Origin of the sequence: Streptomyces sp. Y2F8-2, from assembly GCF_014905555.1 — a bacterium.
GTDB classification, from domain to species: domain Bacteria; phylum Actinomycetota; class Actinomycetes; order Streptomycetales; family Streptomycetaceae; genus Streptomyces; species Streptomyces cynarae.
This window is the reverse complement of sequence record NZ_BNGS01000016.1, coordinates 58,300-82,309: the sequence shown is the minus strand read 5'-3', so window position 1 is coordinate 82,309 and position 24,010 is coordinate 58,300. Positions and strand designations below refer to the sequence as shown.

Sequence of the window (24,010 nt, the reverse complement as noted above, 5' to 3'; positions counted from 1 at the left end):
GAAGCCTACCCGCCCAGCTTGCGGAAGTCCCAGGAGACGATCTTCGTCGGGGTCAGCCGGATCCAGGCGTGGCGGCCGTCGTGCGGCATCTCCTCCAGGCCGAAGTTCTTGCGGGCGAACAGCATCTCCGGCACGTCGAGTTCCGCGCACAGCTCCCCGGTGCGCGGTGTCTCGCCGACGAACTCCGCCGTGCCGGACAGCTCGGCGCCCCGCAACTGGTCGTACTCCTCGCCCGTGTCCACCACGACGGCGATCCGTCGATCGCGACGCAGATCCGCCCACCGCTTGCTGCGTACGACCGAGTACAGCCACAGCGAGGTGCCGTCCCAGACGTACCACAGGGCGCTGACGTGCGGAGCGCCGTCGGCGGACACGGTCGCCACCCGGCAGGTGCGCTGGCCGGCGAGGAACTCGTCCAGCTCACCCGGTGTCATCATGATCTTCCGGCCCCGGCGCTGCGTGGTGACGGTCATGCGGCCCCCTCTTCTTCTCCCACGTCGTGTCAGAGAGATCCTCTGACATCACGTCAGAAAAGAATGGGCGGTCTTCCGTCCGTCCGCAATGGTCGTTAGCCTCGCCGCCTCGGACGTCGACGACTGGGGGAGCCATGCCGTCGCGCGAACACCTCAGGGACCTCCTGGACCTTCCGGCCACGGTGCTGCTCACCGTCGAGTGTCAGCACGGTGTCCTCGGCCCGGACGGCGCGCTGCCCGAACTGGCCCGCGAGGCGTGCTCCTCCGGGGCGCTCGCCAACGTCGCCCGGCTGGTCGCCGCCGCCCACGAGGGCGGGGTACAGGTGATCCACGCGATCGCCGAACGCCGCCCGGACGGCCGCGGTGCGAGCCGCAACGCCCGCCTCTTCCGCGCCGCCGAACGGCTGCCCGTCCAGCAGCTGACCGGCACCAGGGCGGTACGGGTCGCGGCGCCCATCGAGGTGCGGGAAGAGGACCTCGTCGTCCGTCGGCTGCACGGACTGTCGCCCCTCGCGGGCACCGAGGTCGACGCACTGCTGCGCAACCTGGGCTGCCGCACCCTGATCGTCACCGGCGTCTCGGCCAACGTGGCGATCCCCAACACGGTGTTCGACGCCGTCAACCGCGGCTACACCGCCGTCGTGCCCGCTGACGCCATCGCGGGGGTGCCCACCGACTACACCCCCGCGATGATCCGCAACACCCTCTCCCTGGTGGCCGCCATCACGACCACCGACGAGCTGCTGACCTGCCTCGCACCACCGCGTCCAGCGGTCGGCGATTAGCGGACGTCAGGCCAGCTTGATCTCGTCGCCGGAGACGGTGATCTTCGCGGCGGACAGGGGCTGGGTCGCCGGGCCCTTCTTCACGCTGCCGTCGGTCGCGGAGAACTGACTGCCGTGGCACGGGCAGCTGATCACACCGTTCGAGATGTCCTTCACCGCGCAGCCCGCGTGGGTGCACTTGGAGGAGAACGCCTTGAACGTGCCCGCCGACGGCTGGGTCACCACCACGCCCTGGTCGGCGAAGACCTTGCCGCCGCCCTCGGGGATGTCCGAGGTCTTCGCCAGGGCCGCGCCGCCGGAACCCGCCGCGGCGGAGCCGCCCCCGCCCGTGGTCGTGGTGCTCGCGGTGTTGCTGTTGTCCTGTGAACCGGACGTGCTCGACGACGACTTGTCGTCCGATCCTCCGCACGCGGTCAGCGCGACGGCGAGCCCCGTCACGCCGGCCGCCGTCATGACGGTGCGGCGGGCAGGCGCCGAGACGGGCTGAAGCGATTCGCTGGTCATGCTGACGTTCCCTTCCACGGACGTTCTGTAAATCTGTACGGAGGTACGGTCTGCGGGCACCGACCGTTCAGACCCCGTCGAGATCCTGACCTGTTCGGGATGAGCTAGGCGTAAAACACGCCTGTCGTTCCGCTGTCAGATGGACAGACGACCCCTTCCGGCCGCCCCCGCGTGCGCCGGGACTGCCTCTATGGGGCGGGGTTGAGCGGGTTGTCGACGAGGCCGCCGGCCAGGCGGCTGGTTTCGTCCATGAGGTCCAGTCCCAGGTCGTCCGCGGCGGCGGTCAGTGCTCTCACCGGCACGACGTCACCCGTCTGCTCGTCGTCACGCGGGGCGAGCGGCCCCGGGTGGAGGGCATCATCAGCCTGCGCCACCTGCTCGCCGCCCGGCGCATCGACCTCCACGAGGAACATCACGCCGAACGTGTCCTGTCCCTGAGGCCACGGCGCACCCCCGCACCGGCATCGGCCACGAGCTGATCCACTCACCATTACTAACAATTGGTTGATCAGGCGCAACTGCTAAACCTAGTGTTAGTACCCATGAAGGTGGATGGAGAAGCAGGTCGCGAGCACACCCGTGGTCCGAGCGACACCGCCCGACTGGCGTCCGACCTTCGGCTCGCCGTCGGCCGTATCACCCGGCGACTGCGGCAGGCGCACGCCGTGGGGGACGTGACGCTCTCCGGTGTGTCGGTGCTCGCGCGGCTCGCCGCCGACGGTCCCGACTCCCCGGGATCCCTGGCTGAACTGGAGCGCGTACGTCCGCAGGCGATGGCGAGCACGCTCGCCGTCCTCGAACAGCGCGGGCTCGTCAGCCGCGCGCCGGACGCGGAGGACGGGCGGCGGGCCGTCGTGGCCGTCACCGACGAGGGACGTGCCGTGCTCGCGGAGCGGCGCTCCGAGTCCGTCCAGCGCCTGACGGCCGTCCTGGACGAGTTCACCGCGGAGGAACGCGCGACGCTCGCATCGGCGCTCCCGCTCCTCGATCGACTCGCGGAGGAACTGTGATGGCGCGCGCCCCTCGAGGCCGAGACCGGAACGCGGACCAAGCGCAAGGGCGCGGCGCGTCCGGGCTGAGCGCCCTGCGGTCCGCGCGCCGGAAGGACGCCCCGGTGGGACCCGGCTACAAGTGGGTCGCGCTGTCCAACACCACGCTCGGTGTGCTGATCGCGACGATGGACGCCTCCATCGTGATCATCTCGCTGCCCGCCATCTTCCGTGGGATCGGACTCGACCCGCTGGCGCCGGGCAACATCGGCTATCTGCTCTGGATGATCCTGGGCTATCTGCTGGTGTCCGCGGTACTCGTCGTCGTCCTCGGCCGGCTCGGCGACATGTACGGCCGCGTCAGGATCTACAACCTCGGCTTCCTGGTCTTCGCCTGCGCGTCGATCGCGCTGTCCCTCGATCCGTTCCGGGCCGGGGCCGGTGCTCTGTGGCTGATCCTGTGGCGCATCGTGCAGGCGTTCGGCGGTTCCATGCTCACCGCGAACTCGGCCGCCATCCTCACCGACGCCTTTCCCGCCCGGCAGCGGGGAACGGCCCTCGGGATCAACCAGATCACCGCGCTCGCCGGCCAGTTCCTCGGGCTTCTCGCCGGCGGTCTGCTCGCCGCCGTCGACTGGCGTGCGGTGTTCTGGGTGAGCGTGCCGGTCAGCGTGGCCGGCACGGTCTGGTCGTACCTGAGCCTGCGCGAGACCGCGACGGGCCGCCGCGGGCGCATCGACTGGCTGGGCAACATCACGTTCGCGGGCGGCGCCGGGATCCTGCTCGCCGGCATCACGTACGGCATCCAGCCCTACGGCTCCAGCGCCACCGGCTGGGGCAACCCGTGGGTGCTGGCCGGGCTGATCGGCGGCGGGGTCCTGCTGCTGCTCTTCTGCTATGTCGAGACGCGGGTCGCCGAGCCCATGTTCCATCTGGCCCTGTTCAAGGTGCGGGCTTTCGCCGCGGGCAACCTGGCCGCGCTGTTGACCGCGATCGCGCGCGGTGGGCTGCAGTTCATGCTCATCATCTGGTTGCAGGGCATATGGCTGCCCCTGCACGGCTACGCGTTCGAGGACACCCCGCTGTGGGCGGGCATCTTCATGCTGCCGCTGACGCTGGGCTTCCTGATCGCGGGCCCCGTATCCGGTTATCTCTCGGACAAGTTCGGCGCCCGCGTGTTCTCCACGGTCGGCCTGGTCGTCGTCGCGGGCTCCTTCCTCGGACTGCTCACCCTGCCGGTCGACTTCGACTACGGGCTGTTCGCGGCACTGCTGCTGCTCAACGGACTGGGCCAGGGCATGTTCTCCTCGCCGAACACGTCCTCGATCATGGGCAGCGTGCCGCCGGAGTACCGGGGCGTCGCCTCGGGCATGCGCTCCACCTTCCAGAACTCGGGGACCGCCCTGTCCATCGGCGTGTTCTTCTCCCTGATGATCTCCGGCCTGGCCTCATCGCTGCCCGCAGCGCTCAGGAGCGGACTGACGGCACACGGCGTGCCCACCGACGCGGCAGCGCACGCGGCATCGCTGCCACCGGTGAGCACGCTGTTCGCCACTTTCCTCGGCAACAACCCCGTCGAGCACCTGCTCTCCTCGGGCGGCACCCTCGCCCACCTCTCCGCGGCCCAGCGCGCCATCCTGACCGGCCACACCTTCTTCCCGCAGCTCGTCTCCGGGCCGTTCCACCACGGGCTGACCATCGTCTTCAGCGTCGCGGCGGGCATGGCCCTGGTCTCGGCCCTCGCCTCGGCGATGCGCGGCGGCCCTCGTGCCGCGTACGACAACCCTGCCCCGGGCCGGCCGGCCGCGACGGCCGAACCGCGGGAGACTGCACGGCGTCGGCACAACGCGTCTTCGTAACGGACCGTGATCAACAGTCCATTGGACCCGATAGCCTGGGGAAATGCTTACAGAACTGACAGTGACCCGCTACATCACGCCTCTGCGTGAGGGCGGTTCGCTGCCGGGGCTCGTCGAGGCCGATGATCTCGGAACCTACGTCATGAAGTTCAGCGGCGCCGGGCAGGGCCGAAAGACGCTCGTCGCCGAGGTCGTCTGCGGCGAACTCGCCCGCCGGCTCGGCCTGCGGGTACCCGGCCTGGTGACCCTCGGCCTCGACCCGGTGCTGGGTCTGGGTGAGCCCGACCAGGAGGTGCAGGAGCTGCTGAAGGCGAGCGGCGGACTCAATCTCGGCATGGACTTCCTGAGCGGTGCGATCGGCTTCGACCCGCTCGCGTTCGGGGTCGAGCCGAAGGAGGCCGGGAGGATCGTCTGGTTCGACGCGCTGGTGGGCAACGTGGACCGCTCCTGGCGCAACCCCAACCTGCTGATGTGGCAGGGCGACCTGTGGCTCATCGACCACGGCGCGACCATGATCTGGCACCACAACTGGCCCGGCGCCGAGACCTCCGCCGCGCGCCCCTACGATGCCTCCGACCACGCGCTCGCCCCCTTCGCGCCGGACGTCACGGGTGCCGCCGCCGACCTCGCGCCCCTCGTCACCGAGGAACTGCTGGCCGAGGTGACCGCCCATGTCCCGGACGAGTGGCTGACCGGCGAGCCCGGCTTCGACACCCCGGAGGAGGTGCGGCGGGCCTACGCACGGCCGCTGCTCGCCCGCGCCGCCGTCATCCACGAACGCATCCAGGGCCTTCAGACCCGTCAGGGGGACAAGTGAGCGAGCGGGACGTCTTCGAGTACGCGCTGCTGCGGGTCGTACCGCGGGTCGAGCGCGGCGAGTGCATCAACGCGGGCGTGCTGGTCTACTGCCGCGCCAAGTCGTTCGTCGCCGCCCGTACGCACCTCGACGAGCGGAAACTGCTGGCACTCGACCCGGACGCGGACGTGGCGGGCGTGCGGGCCGCACTCAGTGCCGTCGAGGGTGTGTGCGCGGGCGGCGCCGCGGCCGGGCAGGCGGCGCACGACGACGCCGGGCGGCGCTTCCGCTGGCTGATCGCGCCCCGTTCCACGGTCGTGCAGCCCGGGCCCGTGCACACCGGACTGACCGCCGACCCGGCGGCCGAGGCGGAGCGGTTGCTGGGCCTCCTGGTGAGGTAATGGATCACACGCGCCGGGTGTGCCGTTGACACCGGGTGCCAGGGCTTCTAGCGTCACGTCTGCTGAAGGTACTAAGCGGTCGCTCACTGAGGGCGTACCGTGAGCCGCAGACGCTCTTCAGCAGACGTTCCGAAGGTGTCCAGGCTTTCCAAGGGCGAGGAGAACCATCAATGTCCACCACCGATCAGCGGGTCGCCGTCGTCACCGGCGCCGCGCGCGGCATCGGCGCCGCCACCGCCGTACGACTGGCCGCCGAGGGCCGTGCCGTCGCGGTGATCGATCTCGACGAGGCCGCGTGCAAGGACACCGTCGAGAAGATCACCGCCGCCGGTGGCAAGGCCATCGCCGTCGGCTGCGACGTCTCGGACGAGTCCCAGGTCGAGGCGGCCGTCGCGCGGATCGCCGAGGAGCTGGGCGCGCCGACCATCCTCGTCAACAACGCGGGCGTGCTGCGCGACAACCTGCTGTTCAAGATGAGCGTCTCCGACTGGGACACCGTCATGAACGTCCACCTGCGCGGCGCCTTCCTGATGTCCCGGGCCTGCCAGAAGCACATGGTCGACGCCGGCTTCGGCCGGATCGTCAACCTCTCCTCGTCCTCCGCCCTCGGCAACCGCGGTCAGGTCAACTACTCCGCCGCCAAGGCAGGTCTGCAGGGCTTCACCAAGACCCTGGCCAAGGAGCTCGGCAAGTTCGGCATCACCGCCAACGCCGTCGCTCCGGGCTTCATCGCCACCGAGATGACCAAGGCCACCGCCGACCGCGTCGGCATGGGCTTCGAGGACTTCAAGGCGGCGGCCGCCACCCAGATCCCCGTGGCCCGCGTGGGCGAGCCCGAGGACATCGCCAACGCGATCGCCTTCTTCACGGGCGAGGCCGCCGGATTCGTCTCCGGCCAGGTGCTGTACGTCGCCGGCGGACCGCTCGACTAGGGCCGGGGGACACACACATGACTGAACTGCCCGCACTCTCCGGCAAGGTCGCCCTCATCACGGGCGCCAGCCGCGGCATCGGCTACGGCATCGCCGAGGCGTTCGTCGCCCGCGGCGACCGCGTCTGCATCACCGGACGCACCGAGGAGGCCCTGAAGGAGGCCGCCGAGAAGCTCGGCGCCGACCGCGTCATCGCCGTCGCCGGCAAGGCGCACGACGAGGACCACCAGGCCATCGCCGTGGAACGCACCATGGAGGCCTTCGGCCGGGTCGACTTCCTGGTCAACAACGCCGGGACCAACCCGGTGTTCGGCCCCATCGCCGACCTCGACCTGAACGTGGCCCGCAAGGTGTACGAGACCAACGTCGTCTCCGCGCTCGGCTTCTCCCAGAAGACCTGGCACGCCTGGCAGAAGGACAACGGCGGCGCCATCGTCAACATAGCGTCCGTGGCGGGTCTGAACGCCTCGCCGTTCATCGGCGCGTACGGCATCAGCAAGGCCGCGATGATCAACCTGACCCTGCAGCTCGCGCACGAGTTCGCACCCAGGGTGCGGGTCAACACCATCGCGCCGGCCGTGGTGAAGACCAAGTTCGCGCAGGCCCTGTACGAGGGCCGCGAGGAGGAGGCCGCCGCGTCCTACCCCCTGGGCCGGCTCGGCGTGCCCTCCGACATCGGCGGCGCCGCCGCGTTCCTGACCTCGGACCAGTCCGACTGGATCACCGGCCAGACGCTCGTCCTCGACGGTGGTCACTATCTGAACGCCGCGGTCTGACGGAACCGGCCCTCGACATGGGCCGGCGATACGGGCGTCCCTTGACATAAGGGGCGCCCGTGTCGATATACGGGAGGCATCCGGAGCGATGACAACGTCGTCATAAAACGCCCTGGTCACAGCCGTCGCCGAACCGGTCCGGTCGGCGGGGTGCTGCGGTATGGTCTGCCGCCGACCCCTGGTACGGCAGATCGAGGAGTGTGCGCGTGTTCAACCGGAACCGTCTGCGTCGGCTGGCGGCGATCACGTCCCTGTCCCTGGTGGCCGGCTGCGGTGCGTTCTCCTCGCAGTCCTCCGACGACAAGGGGCCGATCGTCGTGGGCACCACCAGCGCGCCGAGCACCCTCGATCCCGCCGCGTCCTGGGACAGCTCCTGGGAGCTGTTCCGCAACGTCTACCAGACCCTGCTGAACTACCCCGACGGCGCCGTTCTGCCGGGACCCGACGCCGCCGAGAGCTGCGGGTTCACCGACCGGACGAACCTGGTCTACCGCTGCGTGCTGCGCAAGGGGCTGACGTTCTCCAACGGGGACAAGCTCGACGCCCAATCCGTGAAGTACTCGATCGACCGGATCAAGCGGATCAATGTGTCCGGCGGCCCGGCGGGCCTGCTCGGCAGCCTCGAGCGGGTCGAGGTGCGAGGCGAGCGTGAGGTCGTCTTCCACCTGAATGAACCGGACGCCACCTTCCCGTTCGTCCTCGCGACCCCGGCCATGTCGATCGTCGACCCGGCCGACTACCCCGCCACGCGGGTGCGCGAGGACGGCGGGATCACCGGGTCGGGGCCGTACACGCTGCGGTCCTACGAGGAGGGCAAGGAGGCCCGGCTCGCCCGGAACGGCCGCTACGAGGGCTACGCCGACCGCAAGAACGACGCCGTCACCATCCGGTACTTCCAGGACTCCGCCGGCATGGTCGACGCCCTCAAGAACCACAAGATCGACATCACCTACCGGGGGCTCGCCTCCTCCGACATCGTGACCCTCCAGCGCCACGAGTCCTCGGGCGGCATCCAGCTCGTCGAGAACCCCGGCATCGAGATCAGCTACCTGGTGTTCAACCCGAAGGACCCCTGGGCCGGCAAGCTCGCCGTCCGCAAGGCCGTCGCCCAGGTGGTGGACCGGGCCGCGATCGCCCACAACGTCTACAAGGACACCGTCGAACCCCTCTACTCCATGGTCCCGGCCGGACTGACCGGGCACACCACGCCCTTCTTCGACGACTACGGGGACCCCAGCACCGCCAAGGCCCGCAAGATCCTCACCGCGGCGGGCATCACCCAGCGGGTCCCGCTGACCCTGTGGTACACCACCGACCGGTACGGCTCCGAGACGGGCCCGGAGTTCCAGGCGCTCAAGCAGCAGCTCGAGAATTCCGGCCTGTTCCAGGTCACCCTCAAGAGCCGCCCCTGGAAGACGTATGTGGACGGGTACCAGAAGGGCGAGTACCCGGTGTTCGGCCGGGGGTGGTTCCCCGACTTCCCGGACCCCGACAACTACATCGCGCCGTTCGTCGGCGAGCAGAACGCGCTGGGCACGCCCTATCCGTCGCCGGAGATCAGCAAGGTGCTGCTGCCGCAGTCGCGGCGCGAGAGCGACCGCGCCAACGTGGTCAAGGAGTTCCAGCAGGCCCAGCAGATCCTGGTGAACGACGCCCGGCTGCTGCCGCTGTGGCAGGGCAAGCAGTTCCTGGCGGCGAGCGAGGACATCTCCGGCGGGGAGCGGGCGCTGGACCCGTCGACGATCATGATGATGTGGGAGCTGTACCGGAAAACCAGCTGGTAACGCGGCCCCGGGGCGGGGGCCGCACGCCGGCTGTCAGTGGTCGCCTGTAGGTTCCGTACCTGGAAGTGACCGCACATCGGAGGAAGTTGACGTGACCGACATCGCCATGCTGCCGGAGTCCTGGCGGGGCGTTCTGGGCGACGAACTGCAGCAGCCCTACTTCAAGGAGCTCGTGGAGTTCGTCGAGGACGAGCGTGCCAAGGGTCCCGTCTACCCTCCGCGCGAGGAGGTCTTCGCCGCGCTCGACGCCACGCCGTACGAGAAGGTGAAGGTGCTCGTCCTCGGCCAGGACCCGTACCACGGCGAGGGCCAGGGGCACGGCCTGTGCTTCTCCGTCCGGCCCGGTGTCAAGATCCCGCCCTCGCTGCGCAACATCTACAAGGAGATGCACGAGGAGCTGGGCACGCCGATCCCGGACAACGGCTATCTGATGCCGTGGGCCCAGCAGGGCGTGCTGCTGCTGAACGCGGTGCTGACGGTGCGCGGCGGCGAGGCGAACTCGCACAAGGGCAGGGGCTGGGAGAAGTTCACCGACGCGGTGATCCGTGCCGTGGCCGGGCGGCCGGACCCGGCGGTGTTCGTGCTGTGGGGCAACTACGCGCAGAAGAAGCTGCCGCTGATCGACGAGACGCGGCATGCGGTGGTCAAGGGCGCGCACCCCTCGCCGCTGTCGGCGAAGAAGTTCTTCGGCTCCCGTCCGTTCACCCAGATCAACGAGGCGGTGGCCCGGCAGGGACACGAGCCGATCGACTGGACGATCCCGAACCTGGGCTGACACCCGGAGAGGCGAGGCCGCACGGCCGCGCGTCCGCGGAGGACACGGCGGGGGTCCTGCGCGTGCGGCCGGTGGCCTTCGTCGGTCGGCCCTGTCGTCACCGGCTTGGCCCAGTGCCGTACGGAGCTGCCTGAGCCTCATTGTCCGTGGTGGCGGTTAGCGTCGTGATGACGGTGACGACCATGGAGGGCGCGGTGGCGAAGCGACAGGAACAGGCGGCGCCGGACGCCGTCATGACCCGCATCGGACAGGTCGTCATGCTGCACCACGCCGGCGACCGGGAGGAGGCCCGGGACCGCTTCCTGGGGCTGTGGGCGGAGATCGGCGAGGACGGCGACCCCCTGCACCGCTGCACTCTGGCGCACTACATGGCGGACACCCAGGACGACCCGGCCGACGAGCTCGCCTGGGACCTCAGAGCGCTGTCGGCCGCCGAGGAGCTGACCGAGGAGCGCCTCGCCGACCACGAGGGCGCTCTCGCGGCACACGCGTTGTACCCCTCGCTCCAGCTGAACCTGGCCGCCGACTACGTCAAGCTCGGCCGCCGCGAGGCCGCCCGAGCCCATCTGCGCCTGGCCCGGGCCGCGGTCGGCGCTCTCGGCGACGACGGCTACGGCGAGGGCATCAGAGCGGCGATCGGCCGCCTGGAGCGACGGCTCGCGGCGGAGGAGGCGGAGGAACCGCCGTCCGGCAGACCCGGACCCGCTCCCAGGGACGGCCCGGGAGACGGCACTCCGGGGCCGCCGAGGCAGCGGCCGTAGGCCCTGCCGCCACACTCCCGTCGTCCACTCGGAGGGCGGCCGCGCGGCAGGTGGGAATTCGGCGGCAGGGGCCCGGGGCTCAACGCCCGTATGTGTCCCGGCAGATGGTCGCCTCGGGGCTGTCCGGCTTCCATCCCCCGTACCTGCGGCCGAGCGCGCACACGCCCGTGTCCTTGGGGAACGCGTTGGAGACGGCCGGCGGTACCTCGACGTGGGGGGTTGGGCGGGTCTGCTGCGGGGGCGGGGCCGCCGCGGTGCGGTGCGGCGCGGTCGGCGCCGGGCGGGCCGCGCGGTCCGGGGCGGCCGGGGGCGGCGACGGGCGGGGGGAGGGGCCGACCATCTCCAGCGCCTCCCGCGCCGGCGCCTGGACGACGCGTGGTTCCCCGCTGCCGTCGGGACGCGGCGATGAGGGACGCGAGGACGCGGGCGGTTGGCCGGGATTCGGCGGTCGCTGGACGGTCACACAGCCGGCGAGGGCCGAGACGGCCACGGAGACCAGGAGCGTTGCGGTCGTCGTCGTTCGGTGCACGCGCGCAACTCTGCTGTGTCGGCGCCGCTTTGGGGAGCGGACGGGCGCAGGATGCCCCGCACGGGTGATCCGAGGCCCCGTACGGAGTGCCCCGCGCCCGCCCGGGGTGACGTCAGTCGCCGGTGGCGCCGTCGATCCGCTCGCGGATCAGGTCGGCGTGGCCGTTGTGGCGGGCGTACTCCTCGATCATGTGGGTGTAGATCCAGCGCAGGCTGAAGCGTTCCTCGGTGAACCTGCTGGTGCCCCGCGAGAGGTCGTCCAGGCCGAAGCCGGCCGCATTGCGCCGGGCGATCTCGACCTCGGTCTGCCAGGTGGTGTACGCCTCCTGCCAGGTGTCGGCCTCGGTGAGGTGGAACTCTCCGTCCTTGTCCTCGTCGCTGTAGTAGATCGGCCCCGGATCGTCGCCCACCAGGACCTTGCGGAACCAGCCCCGCTCCACCTCCGCCATGTGCCGTACGAGCCCCATCAACGAGAGCTCGGACGGCTCCACCGAGGCGGTCCTGAGCTGGGCGTCGGTCAGGCCCTCGCACTTCCATGCGAGCGTGTGGCGGTGGTAGTCGAGCCAGCCTTCCAGCATGGTGCGTTCGTCGGCGTTCAGGGCGGGTTCCCGGCGTTCGGCAGTCATGCCCCCATCCTCACCCGGCCCGAGCGCCTCCCACCATCGCATTTCCGCCGGGCCGGCCGGGTCAGCCGCCGAGCATCCCGTCGAGCAGTTCCCGCAGCCCGGCGCGGACCTCTTCCAGGGTCGGCACCTCGGCGGTGAAGGTCCCGGCCGCGCACGAGAACATCAGCCCGTCCAGCCAGGCCACCAGCGACAGCATGTGCCGGGCCGGGTCGGCCGAGCCCAGAGCCGTCAGCAGAGCGGCGAGCTGGTCGCGGAAGCGGGCTCCGGCCGCGTCGAAGTACCGCCGCAACTCGGGTCGCCGGGTGGCCTCCAGGGCCAGTTCGTACCGGGCGAGCGTGAGATCCCGGTTGCGGGTCAGGGAACGGTGGGCCGCCAGGGCCAGGCCGTCCACCAGCGCGCCGAGTTCGTCCTCGGGATCGGGCATCTCCTCCGGGGCGAGCACCCGGGCCTCCCGCTCCGCGAGGCGGCGCACCGCCAGTTCCAGGAGCGCCAGCCGGGTCCGGGCGAGGTTCGAGGTCGAGCCCTGGGGCAGCTCCGCCGCCTCGTCGACGGCGCGGTGGGTCAGTCCCCGCATCCCGCGCTCGGCGAGCAGGGCGAGCGCGGTGTCGGCGACGAGGTCGGCGCGAGGGGCGCCCGTGGTGCGTGCGGACATGAAGGTCAACCTACCCGGCGCACTACTCCTGTAGTACGCTCGACACGCGCTTGCACTACGCCTGTAGTGTCCTGGTCGGAGCATCGTGGGACGTGAGGAGCAGCCATGGCACAGCAGTCGCGTGCGATCGTGATCGGCGGCGGCATCGGTGGCCTCACCGCGGCCGCGGCCCTGCACCTGCGCGGGCTCCGGGTCACCGTGCTGGAGCGCGCTCCTTCGCTCGAGCCGGTCGGCGCGGCCATCTCCCTCGCTCCGAACGCCCTGCGTGCACTGGACGTCATCGGCATCGGCCACGCGCTCCGCGACCTCGCCGCCTGGCAGGGGGACGGCGGGCTGCGCACCCCCGGCGGACGCTGGCTCACCCGGACCAGCGCCGCTGCCGCGGCCGAGCGCTTCGGCGGACCGCTCGTCCTGCTGCCCCGGGCCATCCTCATCGACAGCCTGGCCGCCCTGCTGCCGCCGGACGCCATCCGCACGGCCGCCGCCGCTCGCCTCGCCGACCCCGGCGACATCGAGCGCCCGGCCCGGGTCGCCACCTTGGACGGAGACCTGGAGGCAGAACTGGTCGTGGCCGCCGACGGCATCCACTCCGGCGTACGACGGACACTGTTCCCGCACCACCCGGGGCCCGTCTACTCCGGATTCACCACCTGGCGCGTCATGGTCCCCGTGCCCGGACCCGCGTTCGCCTCCCACGAGACCTGGGGCCGAGGCCGCATCTGGGGCACCCATCCGCTCAAGGACGGCCGGGTCTACGCCTACGCGGCGGCCGTCGTGCCCGCCGGGCAGCGCGCGTCCGACGACGAGAAGGCCGAACTCCTGCGGCGGTTCGGCGACTGGCACGACCCGATCCCGGCCGTCCTCGCCGCCGCCCGCCCCGAGGACGTGCTGCGCCACGACGTCCACCACCTCGCCGAGCCGCTGCCCGCCCACCACCGCGGCAGGGTCGCCCTTCTCGGCGATGCCGCGCACGCCATGCCGCCGACGCTGGGTCAGGGCGGCAACCAGGCCATCGAGGACGCGATCGTGCTCGCCCACCACTGCGACGACCTCGCCGCGTACACGGCCGCCCGGCTGCCCCGGACGACCGCCCTCACCCGCCAGGCCGTCCGGGCCGCCCGCCTGAACATGATGCGCGGCCGCGTCGGGATCGCCGTACGCGACGCCGCGATCGCCGCGCTGTCGAAGGCATCACCCGCGCTGCTCCTGCGCGGCTTCGAAGGCATCGCCGACTGGCGGCCACCGCAGCCGCCGTATGCTTCGGACCAGGCACCCGTCGGCAATTCCTAGGAGCACCCCGTGAAGGTCGGCTGCATCGGACTCGGCGACATCGCGCAGAAGGCCTATCTGCCGGTGCTCGCCCTGCAACCCGGGGTCGACCTGCACCTCCAGACACGCACCCCCGCCACCCTCCACCGCGTCGGCGACAGCCTCCACCTCCCGCACGGGCAGAGGCACGCCGATCTGGACGCGCTGCTCGCACAGGACCTCGACGCGGCGTTCGTGCACACGCCCACCACCACTCACCCCGAGGTCGTCACCCGGCTCCTCAAGGCGGGGATACCGACGTACGTCGACAAGCCGCTCGCCTACGAACTCGCCGACTCCGAGCGGCTGGTACGGCTCGCGGAGGAGCGGAACGTCAGCCTCGCGGTCGGGTTCAACCGGCGTTACGCACCCGGATACGTGCAGTGCGCCGACCACCCGCGTGACCTCGTCCTGATGCAGAAGAACCGGGTCGGACTGCCCGAGGAGCCGCGCAAGATGATCCTCGACGACTTCGTCCACGTCGTCGACACACTGCGGTTCCTCGTGCCCGGCACGGTCGACGACGTGACCGTGCGGGGCCGTGTCGAGGGCGGACTGCTGCACCACGTGGTGCTCCAGCTGTCCGGTGACGGATTCACCGCGCTCGGCGTGATGAACCGGCTGAGCGGTTCCGCCGAGGAGATCCTGGAGGTCTCCGGGCAGGACTCCAAGCGGCAGGTGCTCAACCTCGCGGAGATCGTCGACCACAAGGGCCAGCCGACCGTGCGTCGGCGCGGCGACTGGGTGCCGGTGGCCCGGCAGCGCGGCATCGAGCAAGCCGCGCTCGCCTTCCTCGACGCCGTCCGCGCCGGCAAGGTGCTCAGCGCCAGGGACGCACTGGCGACACACGAGTTGTGCGAGCGGGTTGTGACCGCGGTGCGGGAGCGCGCCGTCGCGCCCTGAGCGCCCGGAGCCCCTCGGTCACACCGAGCCCGGCGATCACCAGCAGGGCGCCGTGCACCGGCCAGTCGCCGAAGCGGACGTACGGGGTGACGCCGTGGGCGGTCGGCACCTCATAGACCGCCGACGTGCTCCGGTCGGTGCCGAGCCAGGAGCCGATCCGCTCGCCGCTCGGACCGTAGACGGCGGAGACCCCGGTCAGCGTGGCGTGCACCATCGGGCGACCGGTCTCGGCGGCGCGCAGCGCGGCCAGCGAGGCGTGCTGCTCCGGCGCCCAGCTGTGCTGGAAGGTCGACGTCGACGACTGGGCGAGCAGCACGTCGGCGCCGTCCTCGGCGAGGTGCCGGCTCATGTCCGGGAAGGCGGACTCGAAGCAGACCATCGGGCCGACGCGCAGCCCGTGCCCCACGTTCATCACCACCTGCTCGGTGCCGCGCCTGCGGTCCTCACCGGCCGCCTTGCCGACCGAGGTGGCCCAGCCGAGAAGCGACCGCGCCGGTATGTACTCGCCGAACGGGACGAGCCGCATCTTGTCGTAGCGGTCGCCGGTCGGGCCGTCCGGGCCGATGAGCACGGAACTCTTGTAGATGCCGGGGTGGTCGGAGCGGCGGGCGTCGACGTTGACGAGGACGTCGGCCTTCACCTGACGGGACAGCGCCGCGACCCGGCGAGCCAGGTCGGGCCGCTGCCCGAGGTCGAAGCCGACGCTGCTCTCGCCCCAGACGACCAGGTCCACATCCTGCCCGGCGAGTTCGCGGGTGAGCCGCTCCTGAAGGTCGAAGCGTTTCATGCCGCTGTCGGTGCCATCTACGATGCCGGGCTGCACGACCGCGATCCGCACCCGTCCGTCGACATCGGGCCGCGGCGACCAGGCCCAGGCCGCCGAGGTCACAGCGGCCGTCGCGACGAGCCCTGCCAGGGCCGGCACGCGCGACGCGCGCACGGACATCAGCAGCGCCAGGGCGACGTTGACGGCCACGACGAGGAAGCTCAGAAGCCACACCCCGCCGATGGAGGCGAGCCGCAGTGCGGGCTCCACCTGCCACTGGCTCGACCCCAGCAGCCCCCAGGGGCCGCCGAGCCCCTGCCAGGAGCGGACCAGCTCCACCATCAGCCAGCCCGACGGCAGGACGACCAGGGCGGCGCAGACCCGCCCCGGCGAGGGCACCCCGGCCAGGAACCGCCGCACCAGCCAGCCCCAGGGCGCCCACAGCGCTCCGAGCAGTGCCGCGATGACGAACGTGAACACGTTCAGGTTCGGCAGCAGCCAGTGGTGCACGGCCGTCATGAAGCCGAAGCCGCCGAGCCAGCCGTCGTACGCGGCCCGCTTGCCGGTCGGGGCCGTGCGCACGAGCAGGATCCACGGGACCAGGCAGACGTACGCGAACCACCACCAGGACGGCGCCGGGAAGGTGAGCACCGGCAGTGCACCGGCGATCACGGCCGCGGCACCGCGCCACCACCGGGAGGCGAGCCAGTCGTCGAGCCTCCGGATGCGGTGCTTCCCTCCCCAGATCATGTCTCCAGTGTGCGCGCCCCGGAGGAATCTTGGACAGGGGGCCTCGGTGTGCGGCGCGTGGGGCCCGCCCGGAGGCGTGGGCGGTACTGCTCAGCGCTACCGCTCAGGTGGACGGGCGCGGGGCGCGGCGCCACTTCTCCTGGACGACCACCGCGCGCAGCCGCCAGCCGTCGTCCGTGCGCAGGAACGTGAACGCGTAGCGCCCGCCGCAGACGAAGTCCGGCTCGGGCGTCCCGCCGTCGCCGTCCCCGCTCGCGAACCGCATCGGGTTGACGTAGTCGGCCCACACCCCGGCCGTGTCGCCGATGTCCCGCTCCAGCACGCCGAACCGGATGCGCCGGTTGACGATCAGGTGCTGGCGCATGGGGAACAGCCGCATGGTCTCCTCGAGCCACCCGGCGACCTGCCGGGCATCACCCTCGATCCCGCCGGCCGAGCGGTAGTCGGCGCGCCCGTCGCCCGTGAACAATCCCCGGTACGCCTCCCAGTCCCCGTCGTCCACGGCCGCCGCGTACTCGGTGACGAGTCCGTCGACGGCCAGCCGGTCCATCACGGTCGCGAGCTCCACGCGCTGGGTCATCGGCTCAGTTTTGGGGACGGGGGAGGCGTAGCCAAGAGGTGTGCAGGGGCGGGTTCGGGCGCGGGCCCGCCAGGCGGGTATCGCGGGGGGTGTCGTCACCACTCGTCGTCGTGGTGGCCGATCACCCGGAAGCTGCCCACGACACCGTCGTCCGGGAACAGGCCCCCGAAGCCGCCGGAGCCCCCGTAACCGCCGAATCCGCCGAAGCCCTCGTGGTCCTCCTGCTCGCCGTAGCCCTCGTGAGCGGTGCGGGTCACCACCCCGAAGGTGTCGCCGTGCGGGCCGACGACGGCGACCGGGGCTCCGTTGTCACAGGTGAACCCGCGGAAGACCTCGACGGTCTTGTCGCTGTCGTTGAAGACGCTGAAGCTGCTGGAGCCGAGTCCGCTCGCGGCGACGATGCAGCCCTCCTCGGCCGCGGAGTACGTCCGCTCGTTGAAGTGGATCCTGCCCTCGTGCCTGTGGCCGTGGCCCCCACCGTGCTCATGGCCGCCGTCGCGGCCCTCGTCCCGCTTCTCGTCCGTCTTGCCCTGGGGAGCCGGTGCGGCGGGGGCGGCCGGATGCCGGGCGGGCGGAGCCGCACGGTGAACGTGCGCGACGGCCGGTTTGGCGGCCGGCTTGGCGGCCGGGGCGGGCCGGTCGGGTCCGGCTGCCGATGCATAGGTGAGGCCGGTGGTGGCGAGGGCGGTCGCGCCTACTAGGGCGGCGGCCACGGCGAAGGTACGCGTGGGCATGTCATTTCCTTCTGTCGCAGAGACGCCGGCCGGGCAGCCGAACTGCGATGAACGTATAGACACGGCACATAACTGTCATATCGGACGAGCGCAAGGTGTGATCCGACGGGGCCGGTCGGGTGTAAACGCCGCACCAGGCGCATACCGATGGCTCTCTGTCTGTTTCTCCGTCAAAGGCGAGGCGCGTGCGCAGAACTGACCGCCAGACAGGTAGGGCTCGGGCGTACGGGTACGAGCGTAGGATGATCCACTCCGTTGGGGCTCGGGAGGGGGAGACCACAGATGACGCGTCCGGTGACGGTGGTCACGGGCGGCAGCCGCGGGATCGGTGCCGCCACCTGCGTGCGGCTCGCGGCGGACGGGCACGACGTGGTGCTCGGCTACCTGCGCGACGCCGAGGCCGCGGAGCGGACCGCCGAGGCCGTACGGGCGGCGGGGGCGCGGTGTGTCACCGTGTGCGTGGACACGTCCGACGAGGCCGCTGTCGACCGGCTCTTCGATACGGCCGCCGACGCCCTGGGACCGGTGACGGGTCTGGTGAACAACGCCGGGATGACGGGACCGCTGGGCCGGCTCGCGGACACGGACACCGACGTTCTGCGCCGGGTGGTGGAGGTCAACCTCCTCGGTACGCTGCTGTGTTCGCGCCGCGCCGCGCGGGAGATGGCGGCACGCGGGAGCGGTGTCATCGTCAACGTGTCGTCGGGGGCGGCGACGCTGGGAAGTCCCGGTGAGTACGTCCACTACGCGGCGTCCAAGGCCGCGGTGGACACCCTGACGATGGGCCTCTCCAAGGAACTGGGACCGGACGGCATCCGCGTCAACGCGGTGGCACCCGGACTGGTCGACACCGAGATCCACGCGGCGATGGGCGACCCGGACCGGCCCCGGCGGATGGCGGCGGCGATCCCGCTGCGCCGGGCCGGCAGCGCCGAGGAGATCGCCGCGGCGATCGCCTGGCTGATGTCCCCGGAGTCCTCGTACACGACGGGCGCCGTGCTGAGGGTGGCCGGCGGGCGGTGACCTGTCGACCGCCGTTCCGTCTCCGCGCGGCGGCGGCTCGCGTCAGGCCGCCTCTATGACCTCGCCGCGTATCGCCGCCGCCCACTCGACGACCAACAGCTCGTACTCCGCGCGCTCCTCGGCCGACAGGGAACCGCCCGCACGCATCCACAGCGCGCGGATCCGCTCGTTCAAGTCCTCGGCAGAGCGCATGGAACCAGGGCTCATGGATTCGGGGGACATGCGAACAAGCCTAGGGGCAGGGACTGACAGCGCGCTACCGCACGGCTACGCGTGCGGTATGTGGTTGGTCACGGTCCTTTCCGAGCTGGGGAATTGGGGGATCTTGTCGCTTTGGCGCCGGCTGAGTGGCCGTCCGGCCGGCTCAGTGGGCGAAGGGCGGCTCGAAACATCCGGTCTCCACGTAGGGGCCGTTGGTGCTCACCTGGTAGTTGGTCTTCTGCACGAACGCGGTGACGCAGGCGTCGTCATGGACGCGAAGGCCGACCAGCGCACCCTCAGGCGTGACGTAATGACCGTCCGTGTAGCGTGAGTCCATCGCCCGGACGGTCAGTGACCCGCCGAGGCGTTCCCCCTTCGGCCCGGTCCGTTCCTCCTTGTAGCCGAGCCGGAGAAGTGCCGCGCGCACCGTCGCGGGGTCCCACTTCCTCTCCTCCCACAGCCTCTTGAGTACCGGCTCGATGCGATCGGCCTCCCGCTGCGCGTCCTTGGCGTCGGCGGGGGACATGGCGCGCGGCCGGCGATAGCCGTTGTTCTCGTTGTAGTGCGGAGCGCCGTCGCCTGCCCCCGGCTCCACGTACGCCGGGGCTCCCCCTGTGGCGGAGACGGCACCTGGCGGGATGCTCGTGGCGACCGGCGCCGAACTCCGAGGCGTGTTCGGGGTGTTGGGGGCGGAACTACGGGACGTGCTCACGGCGTCCGGGGCGGAACTACGGGACGTGCTGGGGGCGGCTCCGGCCGTCGAGCTCGTGGCCCGCTGCTGACCGCAGGCCTCGAGGGACAGGGTGGCGAGCAGGAGCAGTGCCGTGACGGCCACCGTGCCGCGTCGGCCGGACATCGAGGAGGACATGGCATGACTCTGCCATGCCAGGCCACCGTAGATCGGCCACGGACGAACAGTGGCGTGAACTGCCCCGTGCACGCCAGGCTGTGCACGTGCCCCTTTTCAGCCCGCGGACTCCGCGGCATGCGGGCTCAGGACCCCCGCGGCCACCAGCGCGATGATCGCGATGCCCAGCGCGATGCGGTACCAGACGAACGGCATGAACGACTTCGACGAGATGAACTTCATGAACCAGGCGATGACCGCATACCCCGACACGAAGGCGATCACCGTCGCGAACAGCGTCGGCCCCCAGCTGACATGCCCTGCCTCCGCCGCGTCCTTGAGCTCGAACGCGCCCGAGGCCAGGACGGCCGGAATGGCCAGGAGGAACGAATAGCGGGCGGCGGCCTCGCGACGGTAGCCGAGGAAGAGGCCGCCGCTGATCGTGGCGCCGGAGCGGGAGACTCCGGGGATCAGGGCCATCGCCTGGCAGACGCCGTACGTCAGGCCGTCCCTGATGCTGAGGTCCTGAAGTGTCTTGCGCTGCTTCGGCGCCCGGTGCCGGCCGCCGGTCTCGTCGCGTGCCGCCAGGCGGTCCGCGATGCCGAGGATCACGCCCATGACGATCAGCATCGTCGCCGTCACGCGAAGATCGCGGAACGGGCCCTCGATCTGGTCCTTGAGGGTCACTCCGAGCACACCGATGGGTATGGAACCCACGATCACCAGCCAGCCCATCCGTGCGTCCGGGTGCTGCCGCATCGTCTTGTCGAACAGGGACCGGAACCAGGCGGAGAGAATGTTCGCGATGTCCTTGCGGAAGTAGATCAGCACCGCGGACTCCGTGCCGATCTGCGTGATCGCCGTGAAGGCGGCCCCCGGGTCCTCCCAGCCCGCGAAGGCCGCGGTCAGTCGCAGATGCGCGCTGGAGGAGACGGGAAGGAACTCGGTCAGCCCCTGGACGAGTCCGAGGATGAGGGATTCAAGCCAAGACATGACGTGATGTGGTCCAAGAGCTGATCGTGGGCGTGCCGACGGGCGCAGAGAGCCGGGGCATGCCCCAGGCCCTGGGCGCGGCCGGTGAACGGGTGTGGTGGAGGGCAGCGTAGCGTCGCGGCATGACGGTTCCTTCACCGGGGCTTTGCCTGCGCTTGGGGCGGCTCGGCGGGCCGCCGCGCCCGGACCTCGTCTCCTGGTCGAACGTCACACGTCCGTGGTGTTGACCCGCCACTTGGGCGCCGCTTACGTTCAAGCGCAGGGAAAGCGCTTGCTGCCCCCCGGGTCCTCGGGAGTCACCACGCGTTGGCCAACGTCAGACGTCACGTCCGATGGAGCGCTGATCACGTTCATGCCCACAGACCACAACGCGTCCGCCACCGACGATGCCACAAGTCCTCAGAGCACGCCCGATCCGGAGCCTCACCGCGCGGTGATCCCGAAGCCGCGCGCGGACCGCCCGGTGTCGCCGTACGCAGGCCGCCGCATCAAGGCCGCGATCGTGGGCACGGGCGGCATCGCACGTTCCCATATCGCCGCGCTGGCCCGTCTCGCCGAGGAGGGCGAGACCGAGATCGTCGCTGCCGTCGACATCGACGCCGACGCGGTCGAGCGCTTCTGCGCCGAGGGCGGCATCCCGCACGCGTACACCGACCTCCACCGCATGCTGGAGGAGCAGCGGCCGGACCTGGTCAGCATCTGCACGCCGCCCACCCTGCACCGGGAGCAGACCGTCGCCGCGCTGCGGGCGGGCGCCTGGGCGTGGTGCGAGAAGCCGCCGGTGCCCACGCTGGCCGACTTCGACGCCGTCGAGGCGGAGGAGGGCACGGACGGCGGCCCGTACGCGGCGATCGTCTTCCAGCACCGCTTCGGCTCCGGCTCCCGGCACGTGCGGCGGCTGCTCACCGAGCAGGCCCTGGGCCGACCGCTGGTCGCGCACTGCCAGACCACCTGGTACCGCAACGCCGCGTACTACGCCGTGCCGTGGCGCGGCCGCTGGCACACCGAGGGCGGCGGACCCGCCATGGGCCACGGCATCCACCAGATGGACCTCCTGCTCGACCTGCTCGGACCGTGGAGCGAGGTGCGGGCCATGGCCGGGCGGCTGGTGCACGACGTGGAAACGGAGGACGTCTCGACGGCGCTCGTGCGGTTCCAGAACGGCGCCCTCGCCACCATCGTGAACAGCGTGCTCAGCCCGGACGAGGTCAGCCGCATCCGCATCGACTGCGAGCGCGCCACCGTGGAACTCAAGCACCTGTACGGCCACAGCAACGACAACTGGCGCATCACCCCGGCCCCCGACGTGCCGGAGGAGGAGGCCGCGGCCTGGGGCGACTTCGGCGAGGACGTGCCGAGCTCGCACCTGGAGCAGCTGCGCGAGCTGGTCGCGAGCATGCGCGCGGGCGAGCGGCCACGCAGCAGCGGCACCGACGGGCGGACCAGCCTGGAGCTGATCACAGCGCTGTACAAGTCCGCGTTCACCGACACGACCGTCCGCGCCGGGGAGATCGGCCCCGGCGACCCGTACTACACGGCCCTGCACGGAGGCGCTCCCGGCTGGGCGCCCGTGGTGGCTCAGGCGTCCTCGGCGGCGTCGAGCGAGGAGGTGTCCGCATGACCGCGACCCTGCGCATCGTGCACGCGCACGGCGACCGCATCACCCTGACGGAACCGACCACCGGCGTCGAACTCTTCTCCTACGTGTACGGCCCCGAGGCGGCCTGGGAGGCGCCCAAGCCGTATCTGCACCCGGTCCGTACGCTCGCCGGCGACGTCGTCACCGACTACCGGCCCAACGACCACCGCTGGCACAAGGGCCTGCAGCTGACCGCCTCCCATCTGTCGGGGCAGAACCTGTGGGGCGGCAACACCTACGTGCACGGTGAGGGCTACCTGGAGTTGCCCGAACGCATCGGCTCGATGGCGCACGTCGCCTTCGACGAGGTCGACGCGGACGGCGACCGCGCGGTGATCGCCGAGCGGCTCACCTGGCACCCGTACACCGGCGAGCTGTGGGCCGAGGAGGAGCGCCGCATCGAGGTGCACGACGTCGACGTCGCCTCCCGGAGCTGGGCGCTGACCTGGACGTCCGCGATCACCAACCGCCGTGACGAGCCGCTGCTGTTCGGCAGCCCGACGACGGCCGGCCGGGAGATGGCCGGCTACACGGGTCTCTTCTGGCGCGGTCCGCGCGCCTTCCGTGACGGACGGGTCGTCGCGCCCGACGGGGAGGGCCCCGCTCTGATGGGGCAGCAGGCCCCCTGGCTCGCGTACTCGGGCGAGCACGACGGCACCGACGGGCACGCCACTCTCGTCTTCGCGCACGCGCCCGAGAACGACCACCTGGGTGAGCGGGGCGCCCATCCCGCCCACTGGTTCGTCCGCAACGACCCCTTCGCCGCCGTCGCTCCCTCCTGGGCGTTCTACGACGAGCTGGAACTGGCCCCGGGCGACACCCTGCGCCGCCGCTACCGGGTCGTGGTCGCGGACGGGGCGTGGGAGCGTGAAGAGGTGACCAAGTACCTCGAGGAGCATCCGTGGTGAGCGCAGCGGAGTTCACGGGGCTGCCGGGCGCCGTCGCCGTCTCCCACCTGTCCGTCTACGACTGGCCGGCGGCCGACGGCGTGTGCGGCGGGACCCCGCACATGCACCTGACCTGCTCGGAGGCGTATGTCGTCACCGGCGGGCGCGGCGCGGTGCAGACGCTGACGACGTCCGGGTTCGAGGTCACACCGCTCGAGCCCGGCACGGTCGCCTGGTTCACGCCGGGCACCATCCACCGGCTGGTCAACGAGGACGACCTGCGGATCACCGTCCTCATGCAGAACAACGGGCTGCCCGAGGCGGGCGACGCAGTCCTGACCCTGCCCCCGCAGTACCTGACCGACCCGGACACGTACGCCGCCGCGACCGCGATCCCCGGTGACGCTCCCGAGGAGGAGCAGGAGCGGATCGCCAGGGCGCGTCGCGACCTGGCCCTCGAGGGCTACCGGGCGCTGCGCGACGCGGACGGCCCCGAGCCGCTCGCCGCCTTCCACCGGGCCGCCGCCGCGCTGGTGCGGCCGCGGCTGGCCGAGTGGCGCGAGCGGTGGGAGCGCGGCGCCCGGGCCGCCGCGGCGGTGACCGGCGACCAGCTCGACCGCCTGGAGCGCGGCGACGCCTCCCACCTCGCGGACGCGGTCGTACGGTCCGAGCAGCCGTCCGCGTACGGGAAGTTCGGGATGTGCGGACGGCTCGACGTCTACAAGGGGACCGTGTAGG

General features: G+C 71.2%; 28 protein-coding genes. 16 read left to right on the top strand and 12 right to left on the bottom strand.

Annotation, left to right across the window (positions count from 1 at the left end; all coding sequences use genetic code 11):
* Window positions 1-5: 5 nt before the first annotated feature.
* Window positions 6-473, bottom strand: a complete 468-nt coding sequence (locus SY2F82_RS37235; protein ID WP_200423521.1) for a pyridoxamine 5'-phosphate oxidase family protein — start codon at window positions 471-473, stop codon at window positions 6-8.
* A 134-nt stretch (window positions 474-607) separates the two neighbouring features.
* Between SY2F82_RS37235 and SY2F82_RS37230 the strand changes: the two genes are divergently transcribed.
* Window positions 608-1,258 (top strand): cysteine hydrolase, encoded by a 651-nt coding sequence (locus SY2F82_RS37230; RefSeq protein ID WP_200423520.1) that lies wholly within the window; start codon window positions 608-610, stop codon window positions 1,256-1,258.
* A gap of 6 nt (window positions 1,259-1,264) precedes the next feature.
* Here SY2F82_RS37230 and SY2F82_RS37225 read toward each other — a convergent pair whose 3' ends face one another.
* Both SY2F82_RS37225 and SY2F82_RS37220 read right to left on the bottom strand, forming a co-directional pair.
* Window positions 1,265-1,762 carry a Rieske (2Fe-2S) protein gene (locus SY2F82_RS37225; protein ID WP_200423519.1) on the bottom strand — a complete coding sequence of 166 codons (498 nt, stop codon included), beginning with the start codon at window positions 1,760-1,762 and terminating at the stop codon, window positions 1,265-1,267.
* Window positions 1,763-1,950: 188 nt separating this feature from the next.
* Window positions 1,951-2,175, bottom strand: a complete 225-nt coding sequence (locus SY2F82_RS37220; protein ID WP_200423518.1) for a hypothetical protein — start codon at window positions 2,173-2,175, stop codon at window positions 1,951-1,953.
* Window positions 2,176-2,304: 129 nt separating this feature from the next.
* Between SY2F82_RS37220 and SY2F82_RS37215 the strand changes: the two genes are divergently transcribed.
* The 9 genes from SY2F82_RS37215 to SY2F82_RS37175 all read left to right on the top strand — a co-directional run bounded on the left by SY2F82_RS37215 (window position 2,305) and on the right by SY2F82_RS37175 (window position 10,835).
* Complete coding sequence (locus SY2F82_RS37215; RefSeq protein WP_200423517.1) at window positions 2,305-2,772, top strand: MarR family winged helix-turn-helix transcriptional regulator; 468 nt, start codon at window positions 2,305-2,307, stop codon at window positions 2,770-2,772.
* A complete protein-coding gene (locus tag SY2F82_RS37210) occupies window positions 2,772-4,610 on the top strand; it encodes an MFS transporter (protein ID WP_200423516.1) in 1,839 nt (612 codons plus the stop codon). Before SY2F82_RS37215 ends, SY2F82_RS37210 begins: the two co-directional genes overlap by 1 nt.
* Window positions 4,611-4,653: 43 nt before the next feature.
* Entirely contained in the window at window positions 4,654-5,427 is a 774-nt protein-coding gene (locus SY2F82_RS37205; RefSeq protein ID WP_200423515.1) for a HipA family kinase, read from the top strand.
* Entirely contained in the window at window positions 5,424-5,807 is a 384-nt protein-coding gene (locus SY2F82_RS37200; protein ID WP_200423514.1) for a DUF3037 domain-containing protein, read from the top strand. Before SY2F82_RS37205 ends, SY2F82_RS37200 begins: the two co-directional genes overlap by 4 nt.
* 170 nt (window positions 5,808-5,977) lie before the next feature.
* On the top strand, window positions 5,978-6,739 hold the full coding sequence (fabG, locus tag SY2F82_RS37195; RefSeq protein ID WP_200423513.1) for a 3-oxoacyl-ACP reductase FabG: 762 nt from the start codon (window positions 5,978-5,980) through the stop codon (window positions 6,737-6,739).
* A 17-nt stretch (window positions 6,740-6,756) separates the two neighbouring features.
* Window positions 6,757-7,515: an SDR family oxidoreductase gene (locus tag SY2F82_RS37190; protein ID WP_200423512.1), complete on the top strand. Its 759-nt coding sequence runs from the start codon at window positions 6,757-6,759 to the stop codon at window positions 7,513-7,515.
* A 200-nt stretch (window positions 7,516-7,715) separates the two neighbouring features.
* Entirely contained in the window at window positions 7,716-9,299 is a 1,584-nt protein-coding gene (locus tag SY2F82_RS37185) for an ABC transporter substrate-binding protein (RefSeq protein ID WP_200423511.1), read from the top strand.
* 91 nt (window positions 9,300-9,390) lie between these two features.
* Window positions 9,391-10,074 (top strand): uracil-DNA glycosylase, encoded by a 684-nt coding sequence (gene ung, locus SY2F82_RS37180; protein WP_200423510.1) that lies wholly within the window; start codon window positions 9,391-9,393, stop codon window positions 10,072-10,074.
* Window positions 10,075-10,241: 167 nt separating this feature from the next.
* Window positions 10,242-10,835, top strand: a complete 594-nt coding sequence (locus tag SY2F82_RS37175; protein WP_236042036.1) for a hypothetical protein — start codon at window positions 10,242-10,244, stop codon at window positions 10,833-10,835.
* 79 nt (window positions 10,836-10,914) lie between these two features.
* On the opposite strand, the gene SY2F82_RS37170 is transcribed toward SY2F82_RS37175, so the two are convergent.
* From SY2F82_RS37170 to SY2F82_RS37160, 3 genes are all read right to left on the bottom strand, one after another.
* Window positions 10,915-11,364, bottom strand: a complete 450-nt coding sequence (locus tag SY2F82_RS37170; RefSeq protein ID WP_200423509.1) for a hypothetical protein — start codon at window positions 11,362-11,364, stop codon at window positions 10,915-10,917.
* Window positions 11,365-11,476: 112 nt separating this feature from the next.
* On the bottom strand, window positions 11,477-11,989 hold the full coding sequence (locus SY2F82_RS37165; RefSeq protein WP_200423508.1) for a DinB family protein: 513 nt from the start codon (window positions 11,987-11,989) through the stop codon (window positions 11,477-11,479).
* A 61-nt stretch (window positions 11,990-12,050) separates the two neighbouring features.
* Window positions 12,051-12,641, bottom strand: a complete 591-nt coding sequence (locus tag SY2F82_RS37160) for a TetR/AcrR family transcriptional regulator (protein ID WP_200423507.1) — start codon at window positions 12,639-12,641, stop codon at window positions 12,051-12,053.
* A 105-nt stretch (window positions 12,642-12,746) separates the two neighbouring features.
* Here SY2F82_RS37160 and SY2F82_RS37155 point away from each other — a divergent pair, with 105 nt between their 5' ends.
* Together SY2F82_RS37155 and SY2F82_RS37150 are read left to right on the top strand one after the other, a co-directional pair.
* Window positions 12,747-13,931, top strand: a complete 1,185-nt coding sequence (locus SY2F82_RS37155; RefSeq protein WP_200423506.1) for an FAD-dependent monooxygenase — start codon at window positions 12,747-12,749, stop codon at window positions 13,929-13,931.
* Window positions 13,932-13,940: 9 nt separating this feature from the next.
* A complete protein-coding gene (locus SY2F82_RS37150; RefSeq protein WP_200423505.1) occupies window positions 13,941-14,852 on the top strand; it encodes a Gfo/Idh/MocA family protein in 912 nt (303 codons plus the stop codon).
* Here the strand turns inward: SY2F82_RS37150 and lnt are convergent.
* The 3 genes from lnt to SY2F82_RS37135 form a co-directional block, all read right to left on the bottom strand.
* Window positions 14,770-16,368 (bottom strand): apolipoprotein N-acyltransferase, encoded by a 1,599-nt coding sequence (gene lnt / locus SY2F82_RS37145; RefSeq protein ID WP_374707242.1) that lies wholly within the window; start codon window positions 16,366-16,368, stop codon window positions 14,770-14,772. The two genes, SY2F82_RS37150 and lnt, sit on opposite strands and share 83 nt — an antisense overlap.
* 103 nt (window positions 16,369-16,471) lie before the next feature.
* On the bottom strand, window positions 16,472-16,948 hold the full coding sequence (locus tag SY2F82_RS37140; protein WP_200423504.1) for a nuclear transport factor 2 family protein: 477 nt from the start codon (window positions 16,946-16,948) through the stop codon (window positions 16,472-16,474).
* A gap of 95 nt (window positions 16,949-17,043) precedes the next feature.
* Complete coding sequence (locus SY2F82_RS37135; RefSeq protein ID WP_200423503.1) at window positions 17,044-17,682, bottom strand: hypothetical protein; 639 nt, start codon at window positions 17,680-17,682, stop codon at window positions 17,044-17,046.
* A 282-nt stretch (window positions 17,683-17,964) separates the two neighbouring features.
* Here SY2F82_RS37135 and SY2F82_RS37130 point away from each other — a divergent pair, with 282 nt between their 5' ends.
* Window positions 17,965-18,705, top strand: coding sequence for a glucose 1-dehydrogenase (locus SY2F82_RS37130; RefSeq protein WP_200423502.1), 741 nt, complete (start codon window positions 17,965-17,967; stop codon window positions 18,703-18,705).
* 42 nt (window positions 18,706-18,747) lie between these two features.
* Here SY2F82_RS37130 and SY2F82_RS37125 read toward each other — a convergent pair whose 3' ends face one another.
* The 3 genes from SY2F82_RS37125 to SY2F82_RS37115 form a co-directional block, all read right to left on the bottom strand.
* Window positions 18,748-18,927 carry a hypothetical protein gene (locus SY2F82_RS37125; RefSeq protein ID WP_200423501.1) on the bottom strand — a complete coding sequence of 60 codons (180 nt, stop codon included), beginning with the start codon at window positions 18,925-18,927 and terminating at the stop codon, window positions 18,748-18,750.
* A gap of 142 nt (window positions 18,928-19,069) precedes the next feature.
* Complete coding sequence (locus tag SY2F82_RS37120; RefSeq protein ID WP_200423500.1) at window positions 19,070-19,774, bottom strand: hypothetical protein; 705 nt, start codon at window positions 19,772-19,774, stop codon at window positions 19,070-19,072.
* Window positions 19,775-19,870: 96 nt separating this feature from the next.
* Window positions 19,871-20,746 (bottom strand): undecaprenyl-diphosphate phosphatase, encoded by an 876-nt coding sequence (locus SY2F82_RS37115; RefSeq protein WP_200423499.1) that lies wholly within the window; start codon window positions 20,744-20,746, stop codon window positions 19,871-19,873.
* A gap of 352 nt (window positions 20,747-21,098) precedes the next feature.
* On the opposite strand from SY2F82_RS37115, the gene SY2F82_RS37110 reads away from it, so the two are divergent.
* From SY2F82_RS37110 to SY2F82_RS37100, 3 genes are read left to right on the top strand one after another with little or no spacing between them, the layout of a single operon-like run.
* Window positions 21,099-22,367 (top strand): Gfo/Idh/MocA family protein, encoded by a 1,269-nt coding sequence (locus SY2F82_RS37110; RefSeq protein WP_200423498.1) that lies wholly within the window; start codon window positions 21,099-21,101, stop codon window positions 22,365-22,367.
* Window positions 22,364-23,293 carry a PmoA family protein gene (locus SY2F82_RS37105; protein WP_200423497.1) on the top strand — a complete coding sequence of 310 codons (930 nt, stop codon included), beginning with the start codon at window positions 22,364-22,366 and terminating at the stop codon, window positions 23,291-23,293. Before SY2F82_RS37110 ends, SY2F82_RS37105 begins: the two co-directional genes overlap by 4 nt.
* Entirely contained in the window at window positions 23,287-24,009 is a 723-nt protein-coding gene (locus SY2F82_RS37100) for a cupin domain-containing protein (protein WP_200423496.1), read from the top strand. Before SY2F82_RS37105 ends, SY2F82_RS37100 begins: the two co-directional genes overlap by 7 nt.
* The last annotated feature ends 1 nt before the right edge of the window (window position 24,010 follow it).

Coding starts and splice junctions, on each gene's coding strand:
- SY2F82_RS37235 (WP_200423521.1), bottom strand. CDS start 473: ATGACCGTCACCACGCAGCGCCGGGGCCGGAAGATCATGATGACACCG.
- SY2F82_RS37230 (WP_200423520.1), top strand. CDS start 608: ATGCCGTCGCGCGAACACCTCAGGGACCTCCTGGACCTTCCGGCCACG.
- SY2F82_RS37225 (WP_200423519.1), bottom strand. CDS start 1,762: ATGACCAGCGAATCGCTTCAGCCCGTCTCGGCGCCTGCCCGCCGCACC.
- SY2F82_RS37220 (WP_200423518.1), bottom strand. CDS start 2,175: ATGTTCCTCGTGGAGGTCGATGCGCCGGGCGGCGAGCAGGTGGCGCAG.
- SY2F82_RS37215 (WP_200423517.1), top strand. CDS start 2,305: ATGAAGGTGGATGGAGAAGCAGGTCGCGAGCACACCCGTGGTCCGAGC.
- SY2F82_RS37210 (WP_200423516.1), top strand. CDS start 2,772: ATGGCGCGCGCCCCTCGAGGCCGAGACCGGAACGCGGACCAAGCGCAA.
- SY2F82_RS37205 (WP_200423515.1), top strand. CDS start 4,654: ATGCTTACAGAACTGACAGTGACCCGCTACATCACGCCTCTGCGTGAG.
- fabG (WP_200423513.1), top strand. CDS start 5,978: ATGTCCACCACCGATCAGCGGGTCGCCGTCGTCACCGGCGCCGCGCGC.
- SY2F82_RS37190 (WP_200423512.1), top strand. CDS start 6,757: ATGACTGAACTGCCCGCACTCTCCGGCAAGGTCGCCCTCATCACGGGC.
- SY2F82_RS37175 (WP_236042036.1), top strand. CDS start 10,242: ATGACGGTGACGACCATGGAGGGCGCGGTGGCGAAGCGACAGGAACAG.
- SY2F82_RS37165 (WP_200423508.1), bottom strand. CDS start 11,989: ATGACTGCCGAACGCCGGGAACCCGCCCTGAACGCCGACGAACGCACC.
- SY2F82_RS37160 (WP_200423507.1), bottom strand. CDS start 12,641: ATGTCCGCACGCACCACGGGCGCCCCTCGCGCCGACCTCGTCGCCGAC.
- SY2F82_RS37155 (WP_200423506.1), top strand. CDS start 12,747: ATGGCACAGCAGTCGCGTGCGATCGTGATCGGCGGCGGCATCGGTGGC.
- lnt (WP_374707242.1), bottom strand. CDS start 16,368: ATGATCTGGGGAGGGAAGCACCGCATCCGGAGGCTCGACGACTGGCTC.
- SY2F82_RS37140 (WP_200423504.1), bottom strand. CDS start 16,948: ATGACCCAGCGCGTGGAGCTCGCGACCGTGATGGACCGGCTGGCCGTC.
- SY2F82_RS37135 (WP_200423503.1), bottom strand. CDS start 17,682: ATGCCCACGCGTACCTTCGCCGTGGCCGCCGCCCTAGTAGGCGCGACC.
- SY2F82_RS37130 (WP_200423502.1), top strand. CDS start 17,965: ATGACGCGTCCGGTGACGGTGGTCACGGGCGGCAGCCGCGGGATCGGT.
- SY2F82_RS37125 (WP_200423501.1), bottom strand. CDS start 18,927: ATGTCCCCCGAATCCATGAGCCCTGGTTCCATGCGCTCTGCCGAGGAC.
- SY2F82_RS37120 (WP_200423500.1), bottom strand. CDS start 19,774: ATGTCCTCCTCGATGTCCGGCCGACGCGGCACGGTGGCCGTCACGGCA.
- SY2F82_RS37115 (WP_200423499.1), bottom strand. CDS start 20,746: ATGTCTTGGCTTGAATCCCTCATCCTCGGACTCGTCCAGGGGCTGACC.
- SY2F82_RS37110 (WP_200423498.1), top strand. CDS start 21,099: ATGCCCACAGACCACAACGCGTCCGCCACCGACGATGCCACAAGTCCT.
- SY2F82_RS37105 (WP_200423497.1), top strand. CDS start 22,364: ATGACCGCGACCCTGCGCATCGTGCACGCGCACGGCGACCGCATCACC.